The sequence below is a fragment of the Rossellomorea sp. KS-H15a genome, from assembly GCF_024195245.1.
GTDB lineage: Bacteria > Bacillota > Bacilli > Bacillales > Bacillaceae_B > Rossellomorea > Rossellomorea vietnamensis.
Genome location: NZ_CP096886.1, coordinates 1158849 through 1183164, shown reverse-complemented (window position 1 = coordinate 1183164; position 24316 = coordinate 1158849). Strand labels below are relative to the sequence as shown.

24 protein-coding genes are annotated in these 24316 nt (G+C 47.3%); 5 read left to right on the top strand and 19 right to left on the bottom strand.

Annotated elements, in window-relative coordinates:
• Nucleotides 1-3: 3 nt before the first annotated feature.
• The 4 genes from M1J35_RS05860 to abc-f all read right to left on the bottom strand — a co-directional run bounded on the left by M1J35_RS05860 (nt 4) and on the right by abc-f (nt 3283).
• Nucleotides 4-840: a helix-turn-helix domain-containing protein gene (locus M1J35_RS05860; protein WP_371928742.1), complete on the bottom strand. Its 837-nt coding sequence runs from the start codon at nt 838-840 to the stop codon at nt 4-6.
• The gene (locus M1J35_RS05855) at nt 809-958 is read right to left on the bottom strand and encodes a hypothetical protein (protein ID WP_254652993.1); all 150 of its coding nucleotides are present in this window, start codon (nt 956-958) and stop codon (nt 809-811) included. The genes M1J35_RS05860 and M1J35_RS05855 overlap by 32 nt, the downstream gene beginning before the upstream one ends.
• A gap of 66 nt (nt 959-1024) precedes the next feature.
• Nucleotides 1025-1459, bottom strand: coding sequence for a hypothetical protein (locus M1J35_RS05850; RefSeq protein ID WP_254652992.1), 435 nt, complete (start codon nt 1457-1459; stop codon nt 1025-1027).
• A 195-nt stretch (nt 1460-1654) separates the two neighbouring features.
• Nucleotides 1655-3283: a ribosomal protection-like ABC-F family protein gene (gene abc-f / locus M1J35_RS05845; protein ID WP_254652991.1), complete on the bottom strand. Its 1629-nt coding sequence runs from the start codon at nt 3281-3283 to the stop codon at nt 1655-1657.
• Nucleotides 3284-3648: 365 nt separating this feature from the next.
• Here abc-f and M1J35_RS05840 point away from each other — a divergent pair, with 365 nt between their 5' ends.
• Complete coding sequence (locus M1J35_RS05840) at nt 3649-4422, top strand: TerC family protein (protein ID WP_061809164.1); 774 nt, start codon at nt 3649-3651, stop codon at nt 4420-4422.
• 182 nt (nt 4423-4604) lie between these two features.
• Here the strand turns inward: M1J35_RS05840 and M1J35_RS05835 are convergent, their stop codons facing one another.
• From M1J35_RS05835 to M1J35_RS05790, 10 genes are all read right to left on the bottom strand, one after another.
• Entirely contained in the window at nt 4605-5036 is a 432-nt protein-coding gene (locus M1J35_RS05835; RefSeq protein ID WP_254652990.1) for a hypothetical protein, read from the bottom strand.
• 3 nt (nt 5037-5039) lie between these two features.
• The gene (locus M1J35_RS05830; protein ID WP_219167645.1) at nt 5040-5234 is read right to left on the bottom strand and encodes a helix-turn-helix transcriptional regulator; all 195 of its coding nucleotides are present in this window, start codon (nt 5232-5234) and stop codon (nt 5040-5042) included.
• A 178-nt stretch (nt 5235-5412) separates the two neighbouring features.
• On the bottom strand, nt 5413-6534 hold the full coding sequence (locus M1J35_RS05825) for an NADH-dependent flavin oxidoreductase (protein WP_254652989.1): 1122 nt from the start codon (nt 6532-6534) through the stop codon (nt 5413-5415).
• Nucleotides 6535-6725: 191 nt separating this feature from the next.
• Nucleotides 6726-8126: a 23S rRNA (uracil(1939)-C(5))-methyltransferase RlmD gene (rlmD, locus tag M1J35_RS05820; RefSeq protein ID WP_254652988.1), complete on the bottom strand. Its 1401-nt coding sequence runs from the start codon at nt 8124-8126 to the stop codon at nt 6726-6728.
• 15 nt (nt 8127-8141) lie between these two features.
• Nucleotides 8142-9011, bottom strand: a complete 870-nt coding sequence (locus tag M1J35_RS05815; protein WP_254652987.1) for a DNA-3-methyladenine glycosylase family protein — start codon at nt 9009-9011, stop codon at nt 8142-8144.
• A 119-nt stretch (nt 9012-9130) separates the two neighbouring features.
• Nucleotides 9131-9904 (bottom strand): delta-lactam-biosynthetic de-N-acetylase, encoded by a 774-nt coding sequence (gene pdaA / locus M1J35_RS05810; protein WP_254652986.1) that lies wholly within the window; start codon nt 9902-9904, stop codon nt 9131-9133.
• 168 nt (nt 9905-10072) lie between these two features.
• Complete coding sequence (locus M1J35_RS05805; protein ID WP_224521383.1) at nt 10073-10645, bottom strand: DUF4825 domain-containing protein; 573 nt, start codon at nt 10643-10645, stop codon at nt 10073-10075.
• A gap of 125 nt (nt 10646-10770) precedes the next feature.
• Nucleotides 10771-12327 carry a fumarate hydratase gene (locus M1J35_RS05800; RefSeq protein ID WP_254652985.1) on the bottom strand — a complete coding sequence of 519 codons (1557 nt, stop codon included), beginning with the start codon at nt 12325-12327 and terminating at the stop codon, nt 10771-10773.
• Nucleotides 12328-12411: 84 nt separating this feature from the next.
• Nucleotides 12412-12858, bottom strand: coding sequence for a GNAT family N-acetyltransferase (locus M1J35_RS05795; RefSeq protein WP_254652984.1), 447 nt, complete (start codon nt 12856-12858; stop codon nt 12412-12414).
• 201 nt (nt 12859-13059) lie between these two features.
• Nucleotides 13060-13242, bottom strand: coding sequence for an SE1561 family protein (locus M1J35_RS05790; RefSeq protein ID WP_034761313.1), 183 nt, complete (start codon nt 13240-13242; stop codon nt 13060-13062).
• A 116-nt stretch (nt 13243-13358) separates the two neighbouring features.
• Between M1J35_RS05790 and yfkAB the strand changes: the two genes are divergently transcribed.
• Nucleotides 13359-14486 carry a radical SAM/CxCxxxxC motif protein YfkAB gene (gene yfkAB / locus M1J35_RS05785; RefSeq protein ID WP_254652983.1) on the top strand — a complete coding sequence of 376 codons (1128 nt, stop codon included), beginning with the start codon at nt 13359-13361 and terminating at the stop codon, nt 14484-14486.
• A 176-nt stretch (nt 14487-14662) separates the two neighbouring features.
• Here the strand turns inward: yfkAB and M1J35_RS05780 are convergent, their stop codons facing one another.
• The 4 genes from M1J35_RS05780 to cax form a co-directional block, all read right to left on the bottom strand.
• Nucleotides 14663-14839 carry a hypothetical protein gene (locus tag M1J35_RS05780; RefSeq protein WP_254652982.1) on the bottom strand — a complete coding sequence of 59 codons (177 nt, stop codon included), beginning with the start codon at nt 14837-14839 and terminating at the stop codon, nt 14663-14665.
• A 105-nt stretch (nt 14840-14944) separates the two neighbouring features.
• Nucleotides 14945-15787 carry a YfkD famly protein gene (locus M1J35_RS05775; RefSeq protein ID WP_224521388.1) on the bottom strand — a complete coding sequence of 281 codons (843 nt, stop codon included), beginning with the start codon at nt 15785-15787 and terminating at the stop codon, nt 14945-14947.
• Between the two features lie 232 nt (nt 15788-16019).
• Nucleotides 16020-18497 carry a transthyretin-like family protein gene (locus tag M1J35_RS05770; protein ID WP_254652981.1) on the bottom strand — a complete coding sequence of 826 codons (2478 nt, stop codon included), beginning with the start codon at nt 18495-18497 and terminating at the stop codon, nt 16020-16022.
• A 125-nt stretch (nt 18498-18622) separates the two neighbouring features.
• Nucleotides 18623-19681 (bottom strand): calcium/proton exchanger, encoded by a 1059-nt coding sequence (gene cax / locus M1J35_RS05765; RefSeq protein WP_159361210.1) that lies wholly within the window; start codon nt 19679-19681, stop codon nt 18623-18625.
• An 87-nt stretch (nt 19682-19768) separates the two neighbouring features.
• On the opposite strand from cax, the gene M1J35_RS05760 reads away from it, so the two are divergent.
• Nucleotides 19769-20182 (top strand): pyridoxamine 5'-phosphate oxidase family protein, encoded by a 414-nt coding sequence (locus M1J35_RS05760; RefSeq protein WP_224521391.1) that lies wholly within the window; start codon nt 19769-19771, stop codon nt 20180-20182.
• A 151-nt stretch (nt 20183-20333) separates the two neighbouring features.
• Here the strand turns inward: M1J35_RS05760 and M1J35_RS05755 are convergent, their stop codons facing one another.
• A complete protein-coding gene (locus tag M1J35_RS05755) occupies nt 20334-20717 on the bottom strand; it encodes an OsmC family protein (protein ID WP_224521392.1) in 384 nt (127 codons plus the stop codon).
• Nucleotides 20718-20847: 130 nt separating this feature from the next.
• On the opposite strand from M1J35_RS05755, the gene M1J35_RS05750 reads away from it, so the two are divergent.
• Together M1J35_RS05750 and M1J35_RS05745 are read left to right on the top strand one after the other, a co-directional pair.
• Nucleotides 20848-22032 (top strand): MFS transporter, encoded by a 1185-nt coding sequence (locus tag M1J35_RS05750; RefSeq protein WP_254652980.1) that lies wholly within the window; start codon nt 20848-20850, stop codon nt 22030-22032.
• Nucleotides 22033-22244: 212 nt separating this feature from the next.
• Nucleotides 22245-24161 (top strand): heavy metal translocating P-type ATPase, encoded by a 1917-nt coding sequence (locus tag M1J35_RS05745; protein ID WP_279725827.1) that lies wholly within the window; start codon nt 22245-22247, stop codon nt 24159-24161.
• The last annotated feature ends 155 nt before the right edge of the window (nt 24162-24316 follow it).

Genomic DNA, 24316 nt, shown 5'->3' with positions numbered 1-24316 from the left:
CTCCTATTTATGATATCGGAATGGAACCTCCCGTAGACACAACTCCCTCTCCCTTACAAGCTCCATCTGTGATTCAGACATTCTCTCCAGGTCTTCATCTTCCATCAATTGAGACACCATTCTTGCTTTTTCAAAATAGCCTGTGGAAAGTTCATTCTCTGAATGATCCCTATACACCCTCCCCATTTGAAAATATAACTCTCCCATACCGTAGAGGATTCTATTTTCACGGCACTCCCTGATTCCGTTTTGAGCAAATAGAAGTGATTCCTCCAACTCTCCATTCATATACAAGGAACGGGAATAGTTGTAATACACCTTGATCAATAATTCCTTATCCCGGATGACAGGCAGCCGATTGATATAAGTCAGGATGTCTTTATACATGGAATGTGCTTTATTCAGATCCTTTCGTTCAGTATGTATATTCGCCTTCGTTAAATAGATTTCGATTTCCTTCTCGGAGTGACTCTTTAAAGTGGTATGCCTCATGGAGAGTGCCTCATCCAGAAGCATTAAGGCCCCATGGAAGTCATCGTGAATTTTATAAAAATAGATCGCTTCATACCAAAGCAGCTGCTGCCTGTTCCCACCATGTACAAAAAGAGGGTTGCCCCGCTCATGATTGACCAATTCTTTAATCTGCTCATAGTTCTTCTTCTTTAAGGACTCGCTTAATTGCAGGAGAACCTCCTGTACATAGTCTATGCGGGGAACATAGACGCTTTCAAGGAAATAATTCATATCCACCCCAAGCCTCATGGATAATCGATACAATAGGCCCGCCGACGGAGAAAGATCGCCGCTTTCAATCCTGCTTATAAACGATTGACTGCAAATATTCTTGCAGAGCTCCTGCTGGGATATCCCGAAATGATTTCGCAGTTCCTTGATCTGCACCCCAATCCTGCCTTCCTGCACCTGCCTTCACCTCCAAACCGATGACTCTCTTCTTCATTCGGCTATCAATATAGAAATCCCTTCCAAATACGCAAAAAAAGCATCCGGTTCTGGATGCTTTTGTTCATTCTTTCATCGAAGCCTTGGCCTTATTTATTTTATATTCCGAGACCTGAACGAGCCCGATGGAATCCTCTTCTCCGTCACACCCTTTCAAAGAGATGAACCCGCTCCTTTCTTCGATTCCGTCGCAAACCGCACTCCTCTTTTCTTCCCCGGCCCCGGTCTTCAATACATAATTCACTTTACTTCCATCGTACGCTATTTCATTCACACTTATCTGGTTGTTGAAAAAGTTGGATACCGTCACTTCAGATTCTTTTTTCTCCTCTACTCCGTCTACGAAACGCAATAATTTGTCCAGATTGGTTACTTCCCCTTCTTCATCCACGATCGTGTCACCATTGTCAGTCGCTTCCTTCACGGTGTATGCATCAGCTTGTTCTGTATTCGAACACCCTGCAAAGAGTAAAGAGCCCGTTAGGAACATAAAAGTCATTCTTCGCACGATTTCCCCATCTCCCATCACATTCATTTATTTGAGTATAGTTGATTTGGAAAATAGGTGTAAATCTGTTTCATGAGTTTCCTTCCAATTTTCCTTGACATGAGCTTCTATTTCCAAGTGGTTTCGTCGCAAATTATGAAGATAGTAATAAAATACAAGCACCCGGCCACTGCCGGATTCCTCCTCTTACTTCAGCTCATTCATCCGCTTAGTCAATTCGATAAACTTCCTGTCGAGTTCTGCATATCCCTCATCTCCCGGCACCATAAAACTGAGGCGCCCCAGCACTTCCTGCCTCTCCGTCTCGAGTTTCATCCGCTGTTCTTCTTTGTCATCCCGCTCAGATGCCGGCTCATCCAGCTCCTTCTTGATCGTCCCGTTTTCGACCATAAGCTTGATGTTCGTCGTTTTCTCAAGGAAATAGCGGTCATGGGTGACGATGATCAGAGTCCCATTGTACTGGGAAAGTGTCTCCTCCAGCTGTTCACGTGAAGCGAGATCCAAGTGGTTCGTCGGTTCATCCAGTATTAAGACATCCTTTTCCTCCAGGATATATTTCATCAGCTTGATCTTCACCCGTTCTCCCATGCTCATATTTCGGATCGGTTCCTTCCAATGAGACGTCAGGAATCCAAGATGCTTCATTAACGTCTGGACTTTCCCTCTTTCTGCGAAAGTTTCTTTATGAAAAAGCTCTCCCGGTGGCTCGTCAAGGGGCAGATCGAACACTTCCTGGGTCAGGTAGCCGATCGTGGCAGACGGCGACATCCATACATCTCCTTCTGCCGCTTCCGCTCCCAGGATGATCTTCAGCAGTGTCGTTTTCCCGCATCCGTTCTGTCCTGTGACCGCAACCTTTTCCCCATGTTGGATGGTAAAATGGACGTTCTTGAATAAGGTCCGTCCCTCAAAGGATTTTTTTAGATTCTTCACTTCAAGGAACCGTTTCCCTGTTTTGTGTGTGGGTTGGATGCTGAAGCGGACGTTATGTTCTTCTTCTACCTCTGTCACCTTTGCTTTCTCTAGTTCCTTCTCCAGGCGTTTTTGCTTGGATTTGACCTGGGTGTCCATGCGTTTTGCTTTGACGCGGTAATGTTCTTTATACCCTTCCTGTTTCGTGGACTCCGCGTGGGCTTTTTTCGACCAGGAGGTGAGTTCTTTCATCTGACTCTCGATCCGCTCTACCATTTTCTGCTGCTTTTCATATTCCCGCTGCTGCGTCAGCCTCCGCTGCTTCCGCGCCTCCATATAACTGGAATAATTCCCGTTATGCTCAATAAGCTTCTTACCTTCGATGGACCAGATCTTCGTCACAGCCTCATCCAGGAAATAGCGGTCGTGGGAAACGAGAAGGATGGTCCCTTTGTAGTCCCTGATCTGTGTGGTCAGGAATTTCAGGCTTTCTTGATCAAGATGATTCGTCGGCTCATCCAATAACAGGAGGTCAGCCTTTTGAGAGAACCCGTTGGCGAGTCTCGCCTTCAGCTTCTCTCCCCCGCTCAACTGCTGAAATTCATGCGTTGGCACCTGCCATTTCTCCCGCAGCTTACTTTCAGAAGGGGTCAGTCCTTCCGAAGAATGGGTCTCCGTTTCCTGCTCCACCATGGTGATCGTTGCATCCCGAAGCCATTGAATCTGCCCCTCCGTTGGGATCCGTTCACCTGCGATCAGTTGCAGCAGCGTCGACTTTCCGGCACCGTTATGTCCGATGATCCCGATGACCTCCCCTTCCTGCACGCCGGCATTCACCTCTTCAAAAATCTTCCCGTTCATCACTTCATAGCTTATATTCAATAATTTCATCAATTCTCTCATACCATCTTCCCCTCTCTTCAAAAAAAGGGAGAACAAAAAAATCCTCCCAATGGTTCTGGAAGGATTAGCCGTACCGGTCACGTACACAAAGAAAGCTATTCATCTTTCAATAGCTAAAAACGCATATAAAAATGGGCAGACTAATCCTATTTAGGTTGATTTGAAATATGGAATTTCAAACGTCTCGAAAATAAGATTAGTGCTTCATCGTCCACCCATCACTCCTGTCATATTTAGTAAATTTACTATACCACGAAAACCTCCTATCGTGCAAAACCATTTTAGATTCGTATTAGATGGAAAATAAGTGGTAAGATAAGCTAAAGAGTTCTTTAAGGCTATCATTTTTGATGGGAGCGATACATTTGGAATCAATTTGGTTAGAATATGGATGGACTTTATTAATCTTGATCGGCCTAGAGGGCTTATTGTCAGCAGATAACGCCCTCGTGCTCGCAGTCATCGCGAAGCATTTACCAGAAGATGAAAAGAAACGAGCGATAAAATACGGGATTTTTCTGGCATTCGCCTTCCGGTTTGTGGCCCTCTTTGCGATTTCCTTCATCGCAAACGTCTGGCAGATCCAGGCGATCGGTGCAGCTTACCTGCTGTATCTGGGGCTCAAACATGTCATCAAAGCAAAGTTCGGGAAAGATAATGAGAAGAATCAGGAAGAAACGGAAGAAGAAGCAGCCGGCAAAGGATTCTGGCCGACGGTTGGAAAAATCGCCCTGGCAGACCTTGCTTTTGCCATCGATTCCATCCTTGCCGCTGTCGCCCTTGCCCTTGGCCTGCCTGACTCTCCCCTTGGAGATTTCGGCGGCATGGATGGCGGACAATTCATCGTGGTCGTCCTTGGCGGGATTGCAGGATTGATCCTCATCAAATATGCAGCCACCTGGTTCGTTCAGCTTCTGGAAAAGCGCCCTGCTCTGGAAACGACAGCTTATGCCATTGTTGCCTGGGTCGGAGTGAAGCTTGCCGTCATCACCCTAGCCCATGAGGATATCGGGGTGCTCGATCATGATTTTCCGCATAGTACCGTATGGACCCTGATATTCTACGGAGTACTGGTGGGGATTGCCTTGTTGGGCTGGTTTGCTCCCGGTAATAAGGGTTCTGAGCAAAATGTGGGATAAAAAGAGAAAATGGCGTGGTCATATGACTACGCCTTTTTTTGAAGATCTATTTCTTTTTTCTTCTTATAATAATGACTACGGTTAATACAATAATGAGTAAAAACATACCCTTTGCCATATTTACCTCCACCTCTCTTCATGAATTACTTCCACATGACCATAAGGAATACCATCTGATTCACTTACATTTCTTTCGTGATACGTCGAAACATCAATGGAGCGAACAAGGATAAAAGCAGGGTCCCCAACGAGATCCACCAGCCGGTCGATCTAAAGATATCCTCTGGAATGATAAATGTGTATCCTAAATACGATAAAAACAAGACACTTTGAAGTAACTTCAGGGCTTTCGAATCGGCTTCATTTTTCTCTGCTACCAATCGTTCATCTGTCTCGGACACCATCACATTAGGATCCTTTTTTATTTTCAATAGTTTTAGGAAAGAAGCCAGGGCTGCGCTAAAGGGAATTAGGGATAGGGCTAAGAGGGATTTGTTGGTGAATGGAATATCCGATATTTCGAAGATGAACCACGTGACTAAAAGGGCCATGCTGACAAGCAACGATACAAGAATGGTCAATTTAATTTCTTTCACAATTTTTTCAGCATTCATTCTTCATTCCTCCCAGAATAAATCATTCAACGTCTTATTCAGTGCTTTGCTAATGTCAATGCATAGTTTCAGACTAGGGTTGTATTTACCTGCTTCGATTAAATTAATGGTTTGCCTGGTCACTCCGACAATCCTTGCCAATTGTTCTTGAGATACATCAGATTCAACGCGGGCTATCTTCATCCGTTTGTTTTTCAAGGAAATTCATCTCCTTCCATATATATACTATTAAATAGATTACAAAATGTCAATTATAAATGACATTTTGTAATCTGTTTTGTGCGGATTTTATTAAATTACCTTCCGTTCAATAAAAAAAGAAAATGACGTGTCAGATGGCACGCCATTTTCTTTCAAGGATATTTTAATCGAAACCTTATACTCCAGGGAACCAGCCAGGAGTATTCACAATCGCATTCCATAACTGATCAGGAACGACCAATTCTTCCTGCTTTCCTTTGTCGATCTCCGTCACAATCTCATCTTCTTTTCCTTCTTTTATTTTCTTCAGCCAATCTGGATCGATGATAAGTTCGCGGCCGAGAGCCAGTAACGGCACGCCTGAACCGAACGCTTCATGGGCATCGTCTGCAGAGTAGATCGAACCTACCCCGATCAATGGCGTGCGGTCACCGATCGTTTCCAACAGATAGTCCATTCTTGTTTTCTCGAGATCCTCCACGCCTTTTCTTGGCTTCGAGAAGAAATCGAACAGGGAAACATGAAGGTAATCAAGGTCCTTATCTGCCAGTGCATCCACGAGAGTAAGGGTATCCCCCATCGTGAACCCATTGTCTTCAGGCTCTTCTGGTGAGAAACGGTATCCAACGAGGAAAGATGGATCCGCATGCTCCGCGACCACACTCTTCACTTTATCCACAATGGCCAGTGGGAACGTCATGCGATTTTCAATGCTGCCGCCAAAACGGTCTTGTCTCTGATTGGTCATCGGTGAAAAGAACTGATGAATCAGGTACCCGTTCGCTCCGTGAATCTCGACGCCATCATAGCCTGCTTCAATCGCGCGGCGGGTCGTCTCACCGAAAGCTTCAATGATATTGTCGATTTCTGCTTCAGATAAGCCTCTCGCTTTCTTCTCCCCATTTTCATCCATTACGTCACTGGCACTGACAACATCCCCATCAGGAACCAGGTCAGGTGGGCATTGTACACCTCCGTGGAAAATCTGGAGGACCGCTTTAGCGCCTTGATCCTTGATTCCTTTCGCCAATCGTTCCAGGCTTGGAATCATTTCATCGGAATCCCCGCCAAACTCACCGGGGAACCCCTTCCCATCAGGCGTTACGTATGTGCAGGCCGTAATCACCATGCTGACATCCTTGGAACGTCTCGCATAATAAGTAACCTCGGCATCCGTGACGTTTCCATCCTCATCCGATGAAAAGTTCGTCATCGGTGCCATGATGATCCGGTTTTTTAATTCGACTCCGTTTTTAAATGTATAGGGTGTTAATAACTCTTTATATTTGCTGTTCATGATTTTGCCTCCTTGTGGTTGTTCAAAGGAAATCTTAATAGATGTTTAACTATTTGAACAGACATCTGCTTGAAGGATGTGCCGGTATGATCTAAAATGGGCATCCCTCGATGATGGAGGGATGCCCTAGTATTTGCATTAAAGTGTGATCGTAACCAGTAAAATAAAGGGTGTCACAGTGAATCTTCTTTTCACTTAAGTACCAGCTTCGCGACAACCTCCACATGCGCTGTCTGCGGGAACATATCCACCGGCTGCAAATAGTCCACACGGTACTGCTTCTTCAAATAGTCGATATCCTTTGCAAGGGTCGACGGGTTGCACGATACATATACGAATGTCTTCGGCTTCACTTCTTTCAGCGTATCCAGAAGCTTGTTGTCGCAGCCCGTCCTCGGCGGATCCACCACGACGACATCGGGACGCCAACCTTCGTTTTTCCATTTTGGCATGAGGGTTTCAGCACCGCCGACAAAGTATTCGGCATGCCCGACTCCGAATTTCTTCGCGTTCTTCTTCGCGTCATCGATTCCTTCCTTGATGACGTCCATGCCACGAATTTCTTTCGCTCCGTCTGCAAGCCATAATCCGATCGTCCCGACTCCACAGTAGGCATCGACGACTTTTTCTTCACCAGTAAGGGCTGCTGCTCTCTTCGCTTCGTTATACAGCTTGCTCGTCTGGATCGGGTTCAGCTGGAAGAAGGCACGTGCGGACAGTTCATAGGTGAACTCTTCCAGACGTTCTTCGATGCTTTCTCTTCCCGACAGATGGATCGTTTCGTCCCCGAAGACGAGGGCTGTTTTCTGCGGATTGATGTTTTGGGCAATGGAAACGACTTCAGGAAGACGTTTCTCGATTTCCGAAATCAGCAATTCCTTGCGGGGGATTTTTTTCTCGGACGTGACTAGAACGACCTGAACTTCCCCTGTTTCGAACCCAACACGCGTCACGATCGTTTTCAGGATCGGCTTTTTCTTTTTATCATCGAAGACAGGGATGTTGAAGTCGTTGATGATCCGTTTGATTTCGTTTGTCACTTTGTTCGTGAGCGGGTGCTGCACGATGCACTCATCGATATCGATCAGCTTGTTGGAATTCATGCTGTACAAGCCTGCAATGGCCTTGCCGTTTTGCGTCCCGACCTGGAACTGGCTTTTGTTCCGGTAGTGCCACGGGTTATCCATGCCGATGGTCGGACGGATATCCATGTCTTCAAGCTTCAGCTTCGTGTGGCGCTCAAGGGATTGAAGAAGGATGTCGCGTTTGGCATCTAGCTGCCCTTCGTAAGACAGATGCTGAAGCTGGCAGCCTCCGCATAGCTCATAGACCGGGCATGGCGCTTTCACACGCTGTGGTGACTTTTTCCGGATCTTCTTGATACGGGCTTCGGTGAATTTCGGGTGGACCTTCGTCACTTCTACGACCACTTCTTCACCGGCAAGTGCTCCCGGTACGAAGACGATCTTACGCTTGAAGAAACCAACTCCTTCCCCGTTGATACCGATCTTTTTTATAGTCAGAGGAAACTGCTGTTTCAGCTCGATTTTCACTTCATTGTGTTGTGGTTTTTTTGCGTATTGCTTTTTCATTGGTTCACGTCCGTTCTATTCGATACTTCTCCATAAATACAGTGATGCATAGCTTAAATAAGGATGCCAGGCCGCGCTGAATTCATCCAGCTCGTCCATGGTCGGCTTCTGTTCCATTTGGAATAATTGTTTGATGGCGTTTTGGATGCCGATGTCCGCTTTCGGGAAAAGGTTCGGCCTTCCGAGCCCGAATAAGAGGAAGCTCTGTGCCGTCCATGGTCCGATGCCGCGGATTTTTGTGAGCTCCTTGATGACCTCTTCGTCTGTTTGTTCCGCCAGTTGATTCAGGTCGAGTTCGCCGGTTGATACCTTCTGTCCAATTCCGATCACATACTCCGCTTTCCGCTGACTGAATTGGAGCTCCCTGAGTTCTTCCACTGTGAGTCCCGCTACTTTTTCCGGTGACGGGTAGAACCAGACGCCATCCTTTTCCCAGCCATATGTGGTGACGAATCGATGGGTCAGGGTGAAGGCGAACTTCAGATTCAGCTGCTGATGGATGATGCTTTTGACAATGGTTGCGAAGGGATCGAACTCAAGGACGAGCGGTGTTCCGACATGCTCTTCAAAGATCGGCTTCAGGTCGGTTTCCAGGAAATGCGCGTGCATGTCGTGGAGACCGGTTTGCCATTGGAAAATATCTGAGATGCGGTTTTGTTTCGCTTCCAGATTATCTCCATTTTCAAACGTAATCATGAATTCCGGCTCATCCGTTGTTCCCGTTGCCTGAATCTCGATCACCTCACCATTTTCCCCGTCCAGATAATACGGGACCTTCACGCTCCGATTCTCCTGATCCACGGCATTCAACGGATCTAAAGCCAGCCTGTCCAGCACCCGGTCAAAATCATACGGACCTTCAACTTTTACATTCCTACCTGCCATTGTCCTCACCCTTCCGCTCAAAACTTGTATGTGTATTATAGCATAAACAGAAGAGGGACGGACCTTCATTCCTAGGACCAAGTCCTAGGAATGAAGGTCCGTCCCTCTTATTCAGCTTCTTATTTCATCATCGGATGCTCATCGAGGCTTTTGAATGTGTAGCCACGTTTTTTGAGGTCCTGGATCGCTTTTTCGAGTGCGTCTGCATTGTCTTTGGATACGGAATGCAGAAGGATGATCGCCCCTGGGTGCGCCTGGGCCATGATGTTATCATAGGAGTATTTCCATCCTCTTTGCTGGTCGGTCTTCCAATCGATGAAGGCAAGTGACCAAAAGACGTGTGTGTAGCCTTCTTCTTTTGCGATTTGAAGCGTACGTTCCGAGAAGACGCCCCTTGGCGGACGCAGATACTTCATTTCTTTCTGCCCGGTCAATTCTTTCGTTTTCACTTTCACCTTCTCGAGCTCTTCCCTGATCTTTTGATCGGAGCTTGCCGTGAAGTCCGGGTGATGCCACGAATGGTTCCCGATGATATGCCCCTCTTTCGCCATGCGCTTCACGAGGTCTTCTGCACTGAGCAGATAGTGACCTGTCACGAAGAAGGTGGCTGGGACTTTCTCCTGCTTCAGTACATTGAGAATCTTTTCTGTATAGCCGTTTTCGTACCCGTTGTCGAATGTGACGTAGAGCACTTTTTTATCCGGTGAGCCTTTATAGAAGGCATCGTATTTATCGAGGAGCTGATCATAGGCAGCGCCTGCTTCCGGCTGTTCTTCATTTTGACTCTTTTTGAATCCCCAGCCGATCGGATTATTGGATACTGCATAAGCCTCGGCCGGTATGAGCAATACTAAGATTGCCGCTATTATGAACACTTTTAGTGATTTTCGCAAGTTGAACCCTTCTTTCACTTCCGTTTCCTTTAGTTTTTGAGAAGTGGAAGGATTCATGTGTACTAATAGTATCCAGAAATGGGTGTTCATGTGATGATTTTGGTTTGGGACCGGAATACGGGTTTTTTTGGGTTGCCATTCCTTATCCAAACCCCAAGGTCCGTCCCTCTACTCAAAAAAAGTCTGATACTTCGTTGCCATTTCGGTCAGTTTGCCTTCGTGTTCTTTGATGAAGGTAGAGACGGTTTTATTGTCCCAGATGTCGTCGCCTTTCGGGAAGTCGCTGAATTCTTTGGATAACCCTGCGACCATTTTATCCCTGGAGACCGATACCATGGATTCATCGACGGTGAAGTGATACTCCTTTGCATTCGGTACAAGAAGCGTCAGATAAATGGCGTTGTAATAAAAGTTTTTCCGGTTGACGTTGCTGCCGTCAAACCAGAACTCATTCACATCGCTTTCAGATAGCTTCCCTTCTTTTTCATAGCTGTATGTCACCTTCACCATTTCACCGGAAAGATCGATTTCTTTGATGGTTTCCCCACCGGGCAGCTCTTGCAGGATCGCCTGTACTTTCGAGTTATCTCCTACATAGGTTCCGCTATTTTCTTTTAACATATCCACATTCACATCCTCAATGGACGTGATATCCGCTTCTTTTTCAGGATTGGCCGCACATCCTGTTAAGAAAATCATCAAGGTAAGAATCAACATGCCAAATAATTTATTAAAAATCATACTCGCCCTCCAACTCCTGTTTGTATGACATACGAATGAACACTCGTGAAAGTTTCATCCTGATTTTAACATAAATAACCAATAAAAAAACCACCCCGCAGCACGTACGGGATGGTACCAATTTCTTATTTAAACACCTTTTCCTTGAACTGAGCCAGCTTTTCCAAAGAAGATTTGTCGACTTCCGCGTGCAGACTGTTTCCGTGTGAATCCATTGTCACAACGGCCGTGAAGCCTTCTACGTTCAAGTGCCACATCGCTTCCGGGATACCGAACTGCATCAGATCGACGCCGTCTACCCCTTTGATGCAGTCTGCGTAGTACTGAGCCGCTCCACCGATGGCATTCAAGTACACTCCGCCATGATCCTTCAGGGCGGCAAGGGTTTTCGGACCCATTCCGCCTTTACCGATGACGGCACGGATACCGAAGCGCTTCATGATATCGCCTTGATAAGGCTCCTCTCGGATGGACGTTGTCGGTCCGGCCGCTTTCACGTGCCAGTTCCCTTCATCATCCTTCAGCATGACCGGTCCACAGTGATAAATGATCTGTCCGTCAAGATCAACCGGTGCATCGTTTTCGCTCAGATGCTTGTGGATCGCGTCACGGCCCGTGTACATGCGGCCGTTGATGTGAACGACGTCTCCCACTTTCAGCTCACGGATTTTTTCTTCCGTGATAGGAGCTTCCAAGACCACCACATTCGGTTGTTCGCCTGTTGAAGCCGCTGCCGTTTCAAGCTCAGCAACTGACCCTTCTGTCAGGTCAATCTTATCGCCTTCCTGATAGAACCACTCATCGACTCCACCTGTTGCCGGATCAAGCTTCACACCCAGACGACGGAACGCCCAGCAATTATACGCAACGGATACAAAGAAGCTTGCCGGAATCCGGTTCATGACGCCCACTTTACAACCAAGAAGCGTCGTTTCCCCGCCGAATCCCATCGTGCCGATTCCAAGCTCGTTGGCATGGTCCATCACATACTCTTCCAGCTTACGAAGATCTTCATGCGGATTCACGTCATCGACGGAACGGAATAATTGTTCTTTCGCCAGATCATAACCGGAAGAACGGTCCCCACCGATTCCGACTCCGATAAACCCGGCACTGCAGCCTTGTCCCTGCGCCTGATACACCGAATGCATCACACATTTACGGATTCCGTCAAGGTCACGTCCTGCACGGCCCAGACCTTCAAGCTCACACGGAAGGCTGTACTGGATGTTTTTATTTTCACAACCGCCGCCCTTTAAGATCAGGCGCGCATCGATATAATCCTTTTCCCACTGTTCGAACTTAATGACAGGCGTCCCAAGACCAAGATTGTCCCCTGAGTTGGCACCTGTCAAGGAATCTACAGAGTTTGGACGGAGCTTTCCGTCCTTTGTCGCTTGTACCATGGCCGCATAGATCGCTTCCTTGATCTGGAGCTGATTCACGCCGACCGGTGTTTTTATTTTAAAAGTAGGAAGACCTGTATCCTGACAAATCGGGGATACATTGTCATCCGCCATCTTTACGTTGTTTGAAATGGTGTCCAGGCTCATCGCCGCACGGGTCCCTGCGTTCTCACGGGCTTTCGCCGAGCGGATCGCACGCCGCACATCCTTAGGCAGATTCGTGGACGTCTCCACAATCAACTCGTACATACTTTGCTGTAATGTCTCTTTATTCATCGTTCTCCCCCTCTAAAGATCTCAATAACAGTCGTAATTTTCATACATCATTATACTCCTATAAGAATGAGATTGAAAGGGATTTCACAATGGAATTTCCTTCTCGAAATAACACGAAACCTCGTCTTCTTCCATATAAGTAAACCCATTATTTTTATAAAAATTGATGGCGTCCGCCCACTGTTTGTTTGTTTCGAGGACGAGTCGTTGTGCACCGAGGGAGTGAGCTTTCCCTTCCAGATGTTCAAGCATGATGCGGCCGAGTCCACGTTTCCTAAATGGGGACAGCACAGACATCCTGACGATCTGATAAGTGTCTTCTGATTCTTTCCGGATCGCTCCGGTACAGATGATGTTCTCATTCTCTTTCCCTACAAAAAAATGATGCTGCGTGCCGTCATACTCTTTGGAAATATCATGAATATCGGGATTCAGCGAGTGATCGATGAACCCGAACCGTTCAAGGAATCCGGAGAGGATCACGTTTTTTGCCTGCTCGCTTTGTTGTCTTTGAATAGGTGTGATGATCATGGGGGGTCGCTCCTTTAATAGATGGTTTGTATTAAAGTTTGACGTTTCCGCGGGGAATTCCTGCTTGTGGATTCGGAGGGCATGTGATGGGATGGGGAAATAGACCGTTCTACAAAACACGACAAATTCCGCACTCAGCAACCAGCAACCGTCAGCCCCAAGGTCCGTCCCTCAAAAAAATAAGAGCCCTACAAAGGACTCCTACTCACTTTTCTTAAATTGTTCGCATTTCACTTCTATGTCATCGATCATGGCGATCAGGCGATCGATATCGTCAATGTCCGCTTGTTCCGGGTCGATTGAATCCAGTACGTCGACGAACAGGTTCAGGCGTTGTTTCAAATAGCTTACTTGTGAGTCTTTATCATTGATAGCTTTACCCAAGAGTTCTCTCTCCTTTCAATACGTTTACTATGGTAACCAATAACTTTGCGATTGACAAGGGCTGGCCCTTTCTCAATAATGGATAGATGACCGAATCATAAAGGAGCTTGTACAAAATGAAAACTGACACTCTCTCCAAGAAAATGTCGATTGACCATGATCCTTGGGAGGCTTATTTAGATGTGGATGAGCATGGTGACATTACGCTTTCCAATATCGAATTCACGACCACGACCCTCTGCAATATGAGATGCGAGCACTGCGCCGTCGGATATACATTGTCACCGAAGGACCCGAGTGCCCTGCCCATTGAACTAATCCTGGGGAAACTCGACGATATCAAAACGCTCCGTTCCCTTAGTATTACCGGCGGAGAGCCCATGATGTCCAAGAAATCCGTAGAACATTATGTACTTCCATTACTCAAGTATGCACATTCCAGGGGCGTACATACCCAAATCAACTCGAACCTGACCCTGGACCTTGACCGCTACTTGATGATCGCCCCGTACCTCGATGTCCTGCACATCTCCCATAACTGGGGAACGATCGATGAATTCATCGATGTCGGCTTTGCCAATATGGAGCGCAAACCAACAAGGGATCAGCGCAGAAAACTGTTTGATCGTATGATTGAAAACAGCCGTGCCCTATCTGAACACGGAGTGCTCGTATCGGCAGAAACCATGTTAAATAAAAACACCCTGCCGTACCTGGAAAAGATCCATCGCCAGGTTGTCGATGAAATGAAATGCGGACGTCACGAAATTCATCCGATGTATCCTTCCGACTTTGCATCAAGCCTTGAGACTCTATCTTTGGAAGAAACACGTGAAGCGATCCGGGATATCCTTAGGTTCCGCGACGAGAATGTGTGGATGCTATTCGGCACTCTGCCATTTTATCCATGCAGCTCTTCACAGGAAGACTTGGATTTCCTGAAGGAACTTTATTCAGCCAAAAATGTGAGTGTTCGAAATGACCCGGACGGCCGTTCCCGTCTGAACGTTAACATCTTTACTGGAGACGTCATCGTCACCGACTTTGGTGACACTCCGCCACTCGGGAATATCATGAACGATACGCTTCCTGATATTTTTGAAAAGTGGAAAGAGCAGCCACTCGCAAAAGAACTGAACTGTCACTGTCCCATGGCCCGCTGCCTCGGCCCGAACGTACTCGTGAAGTCGATGTACTATAAAGATGTAGACTTTTCGAAGCGTGAAGCGAAGATTTCCAGATAAAATGAATTGAAAGCTCAAATCTGTGATGGATTTGGGCTTTTTTAGATGAATTCAGTGCCAGGAGCGTGGAGTTCCGTATTCATACTTTGACATTCCAAATAATGAAGAACCGCCATTGAAGGTCCGTCCCTCCAACCCACAAAAAAAACACAACGGATATTCATCCGATGTGCTTTTTATCCTATGGGTTTGCGGTCGTCGTTGGTTTGGACGATTTTGTCGATTGCCGGATCTATGACGTTGTATTTTTGTTTTTTGATTTCTGCATAGACCTTGGCTCTTCTTGCTCCGAACCACACGCGTAATGTGATGAAAGCGACTAATAGACCGCCAAAGATTAATAGGTACTCCATGTTATCCCTCCTTCAATTCAGAATATTCTAATTATTATAACATATCACAGAAAATAATAAAAGAGTGAAATAAGGTTTTACCCGATTTCACTCTTTGATAAACATTTATCTTGGTGTTTCACTTGCCATAAAGCCGAAATGGACGTGATCCTGAACCGGAATCCAGGCACCGACTCCTTGAGACGTTACGTTTTTGACAACGATGGAGCGTTTGGTTCCTTTCATGACAAGGTAGACTTCACCATACGTCACCTTTCCTTTTTCATTGATGGCAGGAGCATAGGCATAAAGGTAACCGAGACGTTTAGGTGAAATATTGTACACCTGATCCTTCTTCGTCCCTGCTCCTACGATGGTCTGGAAGGCAAGAGGCAGTTTGGACTTATCCATGGCTTTGATGAGCATCATTTTTTCAACATCATCAGCATGGGGAACCTTTGCGGTGAGACCACCTTTCACGACCTTCTGTGCTTCCTGGACGTAGTGAATTTGGTAATTGTTTTTCCCTCCGCGGTTATCGAAGTAATTCGTATTCACCTTTTGGTACTCCCAATTCGGGGACGTTTCCGTTGATGCATAGTTCAGGGGCCATTCCCCGAGATAGATTGTGGCACGAAGTCCGATCGTCGGTGCTTTATTGACCGTTGACTCGTTCAGCATGCGGATCAGGTTCGGATTTTCGATTCTCACATTGGAGGTTTCAATTAATTCCTGAGACCATTCGCTCGGTTGAAGATACGGCTGATCCTGTGTGGAGTTCGGATACGTATTTTCCTTGGCGATATTCAATACTGAGTTCGGGACCTTTATAGAAGTATCCTCGACTGACTGTGGAGTTTTCTCCGTTTTTGGTTTACTTTCTTTTTTGGGATTATTTGCAGCGTGAATCCCTGTAGTTGCAACGAAAAATGCGAGTATGACCATAAGAGCAGTGCGCATTAGTTTCATGTATTTGACTCCTTTCAAGCATATAAGGGTTTGCCGTTAGTTTTTCCTAGAAGGTGAAGCTTATCCAAAAAACTTCATTAGAAAGAATATTTACAAAATTCTCATTTTATTTTATACTATCTTTATTGAAGCGGGAACGTCCGAGCTTCTCCTACAAAGCAAATCGGCGTTTCCGATCATTCCTGCATTCCCTAAAAAAAGCCATGGAATCTCCTAAGATTCCATGGCTTTTTTAATCGTCATCCTTATTTTTAGAAGAACATGCCAGAATCGTGCAACCCGGATGCGAAACGATCCTCTTTCCCTTCCAAAAGATGAAGGCCCGGATCGTAATGCACTCGGTCATACCGTGTTTTGGGATGATGTCTGCTGAGTAATTCCCGTCTTCATCGGGGATCGCAGGATTCGGTTTGATGGTATGTTTCAAATGTTCTTCCAATACTTCGAAGTATACCTCGATCTGTTTCATATCTTCACACTGAACTTTCCCTGTGAGGCAGCCTCCCTTGCAGCTTACAATCACCGGAACTTTCAGGGACACACTCGGCTTCACGTGTTCCTTGGATTCAACTGAAATGCTTTCCGGTTCTGCAGGAATATTTTCAGCTTCTGCTTTTGAAGTCATTGTGAAGTCATTTGAACAGCTTGCCTCATCCGCTCTTTTTTCAGGAAGCGGCGGGTGCAATTCACCTTTACCGTCTTCCCGGGCACCGCTGTCACACTCTCCATCCCCGCTACCTTCTTCACAGCAGTCGATCGGTTCCATTTCATCCACCACATCGTTCTCAGGATGCGGACATGTGCAATGAATCTTGATCGTTTTCTTCTCAACGATTATTTCCTTTCCCTCGATCAAGGCAGTTGCCTGAATCATCACTTCTTTGGATACATGTGAATCCGGGGTAAGCACCACTTCATATTCCCCTTTTGCATTCGTGTTGATCTTATCAGGCGTAATGGTTGCAACTTCCGGGGTGACGTTCAACTTGATCTCCACATTGGCGACCGGCCTTCCATTGCAGGTGAATTTCCCGGTAACCGCTGCTCCTTCACATTCCACACACTCAGGTACACATAAGGTCAGCTTAGGCTTCTCGCATAAGAGGCACCCGGCATAGACAAACACCATTTCCGATACCGCTTTTCCACCTACTACAGCCGTCGCCGTGAATGGGACCTCCCGGAATGGGGTATTCGGGGGAACAAAGGCAAGGGTTGAAAATTCCCCGTTCTCATCAGTAGTGACATCCTGTGGCTTAAAGGTTAGCACTGGACTTGAAAACGAGACCTCTTTATTCGCCAGCGGAAATCCTTCACAGGAAAGACAGCCTGAAATGATCCCCTTACAATTCAGCTTTTTGTTCTCTTTTATATGAATCTTTGGATGCTTGCATCGACAATCGATGGTGACTTCCCGGGACGCGACGACCTGCTCCCCTTCCACGGTGGCAGACGCTTTGATCATGATCGTTTCATGGACTCCAAGTCGTGGGCAGAGCTCCGTGACATATCTGCCTTCTTCATCCGTAAACGCCGGATTCGGATTGACCTCCACTGCATCGGGCTCCGACGCCGTGACCGTAAACGAAATCCTGGCATGCTTAACAGGCGCCCCGTCGCATGTCAGCCTTCCCGTCAATTTCGTTCCTTCGCAGGTGACGGTCTCACATGGGACTTCAAGGGTCAACTTAGGCTTACGGCATTTTTTGCATCCTGCTATGACGGTATCCGTGGCACTGATGGTCTTCCCATCGATCACGGCTGTCGCTGTATAGGAAGCGGTCTGAAACGGTGTCCCTTTTTTCACGGTGACAAGGGAAGAAAATCTTCCGTTCTCATCCGTGACAGGATTCGGTGTCTGAAACATCAGGATGGATGAACCTGATAATGTGACCGGCACATTCGCCTGCGGAACACCATCACATGTGACTTTCCCTGAAATGGTTGAGCGGCAGTCGATTTTCTTCAAATTGTTCAGCTTAATGGCCGGATTCTTACATTTCACACATCGCACAGCCACTTCCCTCGTTTTCGAAACGACCTTTAATCCCCCGATTTTTGTCACGGCTGTGATGCGGATCGTTTCATCCACATCGGGAAAAGGAACCAGTGTCGCCATGTATCTCCCGTCACTCTGTGTAATCGCGGGATTAGGGGTGATGACGACGCGGTTGGATACGGATTCGATGATAAATGATATGGCTGCATTCCCGATTGCCTGGCCGTCGCAAACGAGTCTGCCCCTGATCTGTGTGCCTTTGCAGCCGACAGGACAAGGAATCGGCTCGAGTGTAAGCACTGGCTTTTTACAAAGGATACAATCCACCCTGACAAAAATCGTATCACTGATGGTCTTTCCGATCACGACCGCCGTTGCTGTGATTGTGACATTCGGTGTAATCGGAGTCCCGGGAGGCACGGTCACCCTCGTGGAAAACCGGCCCGTACTGTCGGTTACAGGTGTCATATCCTCAAAGATGAGACCCGGAAACGAGGATTTTAGCGTAACCGTCACACCCTGAAGGGGCTGATAATCGCACAGGACCCTTCCACTGATGATGCCTTCGCAGCTGATGATGCCGATATCATCCAATTGGATGGTTGGATTCGTGCATCCTTCCAAAGGAAAAATCCCTGGACATCCTCTCGGAGGTAAATCGATTTTACAATCAATGACTTTACCGTTCGTCGGTTTTTTCTTTTTTCTCACGCTACTCATTCCTTTGCACAAAAACTCTCCTGTTATCTTATTCAAGAATGAGTAGGCGGTTCTCTCGGAATTGATTTTCCCACAAAAAGACCCGGCAGACATCCTGCCGGGTCTTATCTTGACACCTATAGTAAATAAAACCCGATCCCCATGATGAAGTAAGCGGCCAGAAGGGTCAGTCCTTCAAACCAATTCGTTTCCCCATCATTGGAGATGATCACTGTGAGGAGGACCGCTGAGACCATTGCCACAAGTTCAGGTAATGTAAACACGAGTGACATGCTCTTTTCAAACAATAATGAAACCAGCACGAGCACTGGTGCCACGAACATGGCGACCTGCAGGGTGGAACCGACGGCGATTTCAACGGCAACATCCATCTTGTTCTTATACGCCATGATCACTGCTGAAGCGTGTTCCGCCGCATTTCCTACGATGGCGACGATAATGACCCCGATGAAGAGCTCGCTCCAACCGAACGCTTCCCCCACTTCTTCAAACGTATGGACAAGGCGTTCCGATACATAGGCGACGGCAAGAGTCGAGAGAAAGAGGATAAGTAACGCTTTCCCCTTGGTCCATTCCGGTTCCTCATCATGACCGTGAGCTGCTTCGCTGTTTTCACTCTGATACACACCGCGGTGCGTCACGAGTTTGAAGAACAGGGCGAAGAGATAAAGGAGGATCAAAATGATCGATATCCCGATGGAAAGGCTCATCGTCCTCCCTTCATTCATATCCATGGAGAACACTTCCGGAATCACGAAGGCCACGATGATGGCGAACATGAGGAGCCCTGAATTGTGGCGTGCATCGAACACATTGAACTTTTGCCGTTTGAACTTCACTCCTCCGACAAAGAAGGACAATCCTGCCACCAGGAGAAGATTCCCGAGGACGGACCCGGTCAGAGAAGCCAGTACCACCCCGATCAAACCGGCCTTCAGCGCAAAAATGGATATGATCAGTTCCACGGCGTTCCCGAATGTGGCATTCAGGAGTCCGCCGATACGGGGGCCCGACACAACCGCCAGGCTTTCCGTCGCCCTACCCATAAACGCCGCAAGGGCAATGATCGTGACGCAATAAATGACGAACATAATGACACTCGGCCAATGAAGCAGAGAACCGATCACCGAAATCGGGACCCCTGCAAATACAAGCAGCGTAAATACTTTATTCACGTTTACGATCCATCCTTTATAATAAATTTGATTAAAAAAGGCCTGTTTAGACACATTATAGATAGAACCCAATTAGGAGGGATATCCATGGCACAAACCTTAAAAGATAAAATAACAGAGCTGTTTTCCCATCATAAAATCGGCACTCTTGCCACCATCCGTGACAACAAACCGTACTCACGGTTTATGATGTTCGATCACGACGATCTTACTCTGTATACGGCAACCAACGAACATGCCCATAAGGCGGAAGACATTGCACAGAATCCTCATGTGCACATCCTCCTCGGCTATGACCGCGATTCCGATCATGAACATTATGTAGAAATCGAAGCTGAGGCGTCCGTCGAAGACTCACCGGACCTGAAGGCGAAATTCTGGAAAGAGGAGCTCAAACACTGGATCGCAAGCCCCAATGATCCCGAATACCTGCTCCTCAAACTGACTCCCAAAACCATCCTCTACTACTCAAAACCCGGCAGCGAGCCCCAGGAGCTGTAGGGATTTCTTGAGGGACGGACCTTTAAATGGGCAGACGCATGCACGTGTTCTTTCCATTTAGAGGTCCGTCCCTCTTCTCTTCACCCACTTCACTTATAGGGACGGACCTCAACCAGAGCAAAAATTTCTGAGGTCCGTCCCTCACCGTTCTTTACCCCACCAACTCAAACGTTTCTTCAATCTTGATGCTGTCCTGCACCGATTGCACCATGGAGCAGTTTTTACGTGTGAGCTTCATGGCTTTCTCGATTTTGGCTTCATCAAGGTCCGTCCCTCGGATCGTAAAGTGGAGGGAAATGGCTTCCACGCGGTTGGCTTCGTCTTCGTTGCGGGTGACGTCGGCTTTGATGTGGATGTCATCAAATTGAATACGCATTTTTTCCAGTACTTTGCGTAGTACGCCACCGCTGCATACTGCAACTGATGACACTAATAATTGAAATGGTCGGAAACCATACTCTTCGTTACCCGATACCTCCAGCTTCCCAAACCCTAAATCACTGTAAAATCCGCCTTCTTGCATTTTATATTCCATTTCTTCATCATTCCTTCCTTAATATGCTAGTAGATGTTTTGATTTTACTCTATTCCCACCGTATTGCCAAACATTGAAATTGAGGGTACCATCAAAGAAGATATTTACTACGATTGGGAGTTTTGACAAAATGAATCAAACATTAGCTTTCCGTTTCAGGGTGTTGGTCGGGATCGTCGCCATTTCCGGTTTCTCACAGGGAATGCTCCTTCCCCTCATCGCCATCATTTTCGAACAGGATGGACTGTCCTCTTCCCTCAACGGGTTGAACGCAACGGCCCTCTATATCGGAATCCTGCTCGCCTCGCCATTAATGGAAAGACCACTGCAGAAAATCGGCTATAAACCGATGATCATCATCGGCGGGATCATCGTCGCCGTCTCGCTCTTACTATTCCCGGTCTGGAAGTCCTTCTGGTTCTGGTTCGCCCTTCGCCTTCTCATCGGGATCGGCGACCACATGCTCCACTTCGCGACCCAGACGTGGATCACGTCGTTTTCACCGAAAGAACGCAGGGGACGCAACATTTCCATTTACGGAGTATCCTTTGGTATCGGATTCGCCGTCGGGCCGATGATGACGCAACTGATCACGATGCATCAAGCCTTACCGTTCATCATTTCTTCCTTATTGAGCCTGACGGTATGGATGTTCGTGTTTCGCTTGCAAAATGAATTCCCCGAAGAGCAGAACATCGGCAGCGCCTCTTTCCTCGGATCATTCCACCGGTTCGGAAAGGTCCTTCAATATGCCTGGGTCGCCTTGCTTCCGCCCCTCGGGTATGGCTTCCTGGAAGCTTCATTGAATGGGAACTTCCCTGTTTTCGCCCTGAGAAACGGTCTCTCCATTGAAGCCGTGGCCATCCTCCTCCCTGGGTTTGCAGTGGGAAGCATCATCTCACAGGTGCCCCTTGGCATCCTGAGCGATAAATACGGGAGACAGAATGTCCTCCTCATCGTCATGATGATCGGCTTCCTCTGTTTCTCGGCTGCCGGAATCGTTTCTGAGTCCACGGTCGGACTGTTCATTTGCTTCACACTGGCCGGTATGGCCGTCGGATCGACGTTTTCACTCGGCATCAGCTACATGACGGACCTCCTGCCAAAGGAATTACTCCCTGCCGGAAACATCATGTGCGGGATCTTCTTCAGCTTCGGCAGTATGATCGGTCCATTCATCGGCGGTATCACCATCGACTGGTTTAAAGGATCAAGCTTCTTCTATTTGATCGCCTGCATGATGCTGATGATATTTGTCAGTCTCCTTGTCTTTTCCCTGCAAAATAGGCGTGGAGAAATAACCCAGAATAACTAGCACAAAATCCTTCCCATCCTCATATACATGTGGTAGGATTAGATTATAATCATTACAAATTACAAACTTCATATAGTTTCAGCTAAGAGCACGTGCCGTTTTGCTGTCACCTTTCACTGGTGGCAGCTTTCGTCGTTTTATAGGGGTAATGACGTTGATTATTATTCTCAATGAGAATCCCCCATTTTCATTTACTAAAAGGAGGAATACCTATGAGCTCACAATCCAAAGCACTATCCATGGGGTCACCGAAAAACACCATGCACTTCCTTGAAAAAATAAAGCCTCATGCCGAATTGATCGCTGCCCTTATCAGCGGTGTGTTCATATTACTCGGATGGCTGACATCTGATGATGACTCAAGCATGAGCATCATCTTCTACCTCCTTGCCTTTGCCATAGGCGGTTTTGCGAAAGCGAAAGAAGGAATCGAAGAAACCATCGAAAACAAAGAACTGAATGTCGAAATGCTGATGATCTTTGCCGCTGTCGGATCCGCCATCATCGGGTACTGGACGGAAGGGGCGATCCTAATCTTCATCTTCGCTGTCAGCGGAGCCCTTGAAACGTATACGATGAACAAAAGCCAGAAGGAAATCTCCGCCCTCATGCAGCTACAGCCGGAAGAAGCATGGCTTGTCACAGGTTCAGGCGAAAAGAAAGTCAATGTTTCAAGCCTCGAAATCGGCGATCACATCCTGATCAAACCGGGTGAACGGGTACCGACGGACGGTGTGGTCGTAAAAGGAACAACGTCCATCGATGAAGCAGCGATTTCCGGTGAAGCCGTCCCTGTCACAAAAGGGCAAAGAGATGAAGTGTTCGCGGGAACGGTCAACATCAACGGTGCCATCACGGTGGAAATGACCAAACCGAGCAGCGAAACCCTTTTCCAAAAAATCATTGACCTGGTTCAATCGGCGCAAAGCGAAAAATCGCCTTCACAGCAGTTCATCGAACGCTTCGAAGGGACCTATGTAAAAATCGTCCTCGCCGTCGTGTTCCTGATGATGTTTCTCCCTCACTTCATCCTCGGATGGAGCTGGACGGAAACATTCTACCGTGCCATGGTCCTCCTGGTGGTCGCATCCCCGTGTGCCCTGGTCGCAGCCATCATGCCGGCCAGTCTTTCGGCCATCTCAAACGGTGCCCGCCACGGGATCCTTTTCAAAGGCGGCGCCCACTTGGAGAATTTGAGTAATATCAAAGCGATTGCCTTTGATAAAACAGGAACGTTGACGAAAGGAAAACCCGTAGTGACGGATATCCTGATTGCAGATACGATGAATGAACGTGACGTAATAAGCGCAGTTGCTTCCATAGAGAATCAGTCGAACCATCCACTCGCACAGGCCATCGTCGGTCACGCAACCCGCGAGTTCGACGTACAACTATTCCAGCCAGATTCCCTGGAGGATGTATCCGGATGGGGAGTCAAAGCCCTTGTGGACGGGTCCGAATGGAAAATCGGGAAAGCCGACTTTGTGAATAAACGTTTGGCAGAAACGTTTATGAATGGAGCATACGGAAGAATCGCCTCTGAAGGAAAGACGACCGTTTTTGTGGCAAAAGAAAATGAAATCGTCGCACTGATCGCCCTGAAGGACGTCGTCCGGAATGAAACCATCGAAGCACTGAAGCTTCTGGAAAAAGAAGGCGTCCAGACGATCATGCTGACAGGCGACAATGAAAAAACGGCCCGTGCCATCGCAGAAGAAGCGGGCGTCGCTTCCTTCATTGCCGAATGCCTGCCGGAAACGAAAGTTGAAGAACTGAAAACGTTGAAGGATCAATTCGGCACGGTCGGTATGGTCGGAGACGGCATCAATGACGCACCGGCCCTCGCAACGGCCAACGTCGGAATCGCCATGGGAGAAGGAACCGACGTCGCCTTGGAGACAGCCGATGTCGTCTTGATGAAAAACGATCTGACACGTATCGCTGAAGCCATCAAACTATCGAAAAAGATGAAGCGCATCGTCCAGCAAAACGTCGTTTTCTCCATTGCGGTCATCATGCTGTTGATCGCCTCCAACTTCCTGCAGATCCTCGACCTCCCCTATGGAGTCATCGGACATGAAGGAAGTACGATATTGGTTATTTTAAATGGATTACGTTTACTGAAATAATGATGGAGAGCATCCGGCCGGGTGCTCTTTTTGTATGGGAATAATCTCTTTTATCCACATGTGAATAACTTTCGAAACCTTCAAATACTATCCACAACCTCTCGCCCACTACTAAACAACCACCTTTCATCTCCCCGGTCCTTCCTTCAACCCTT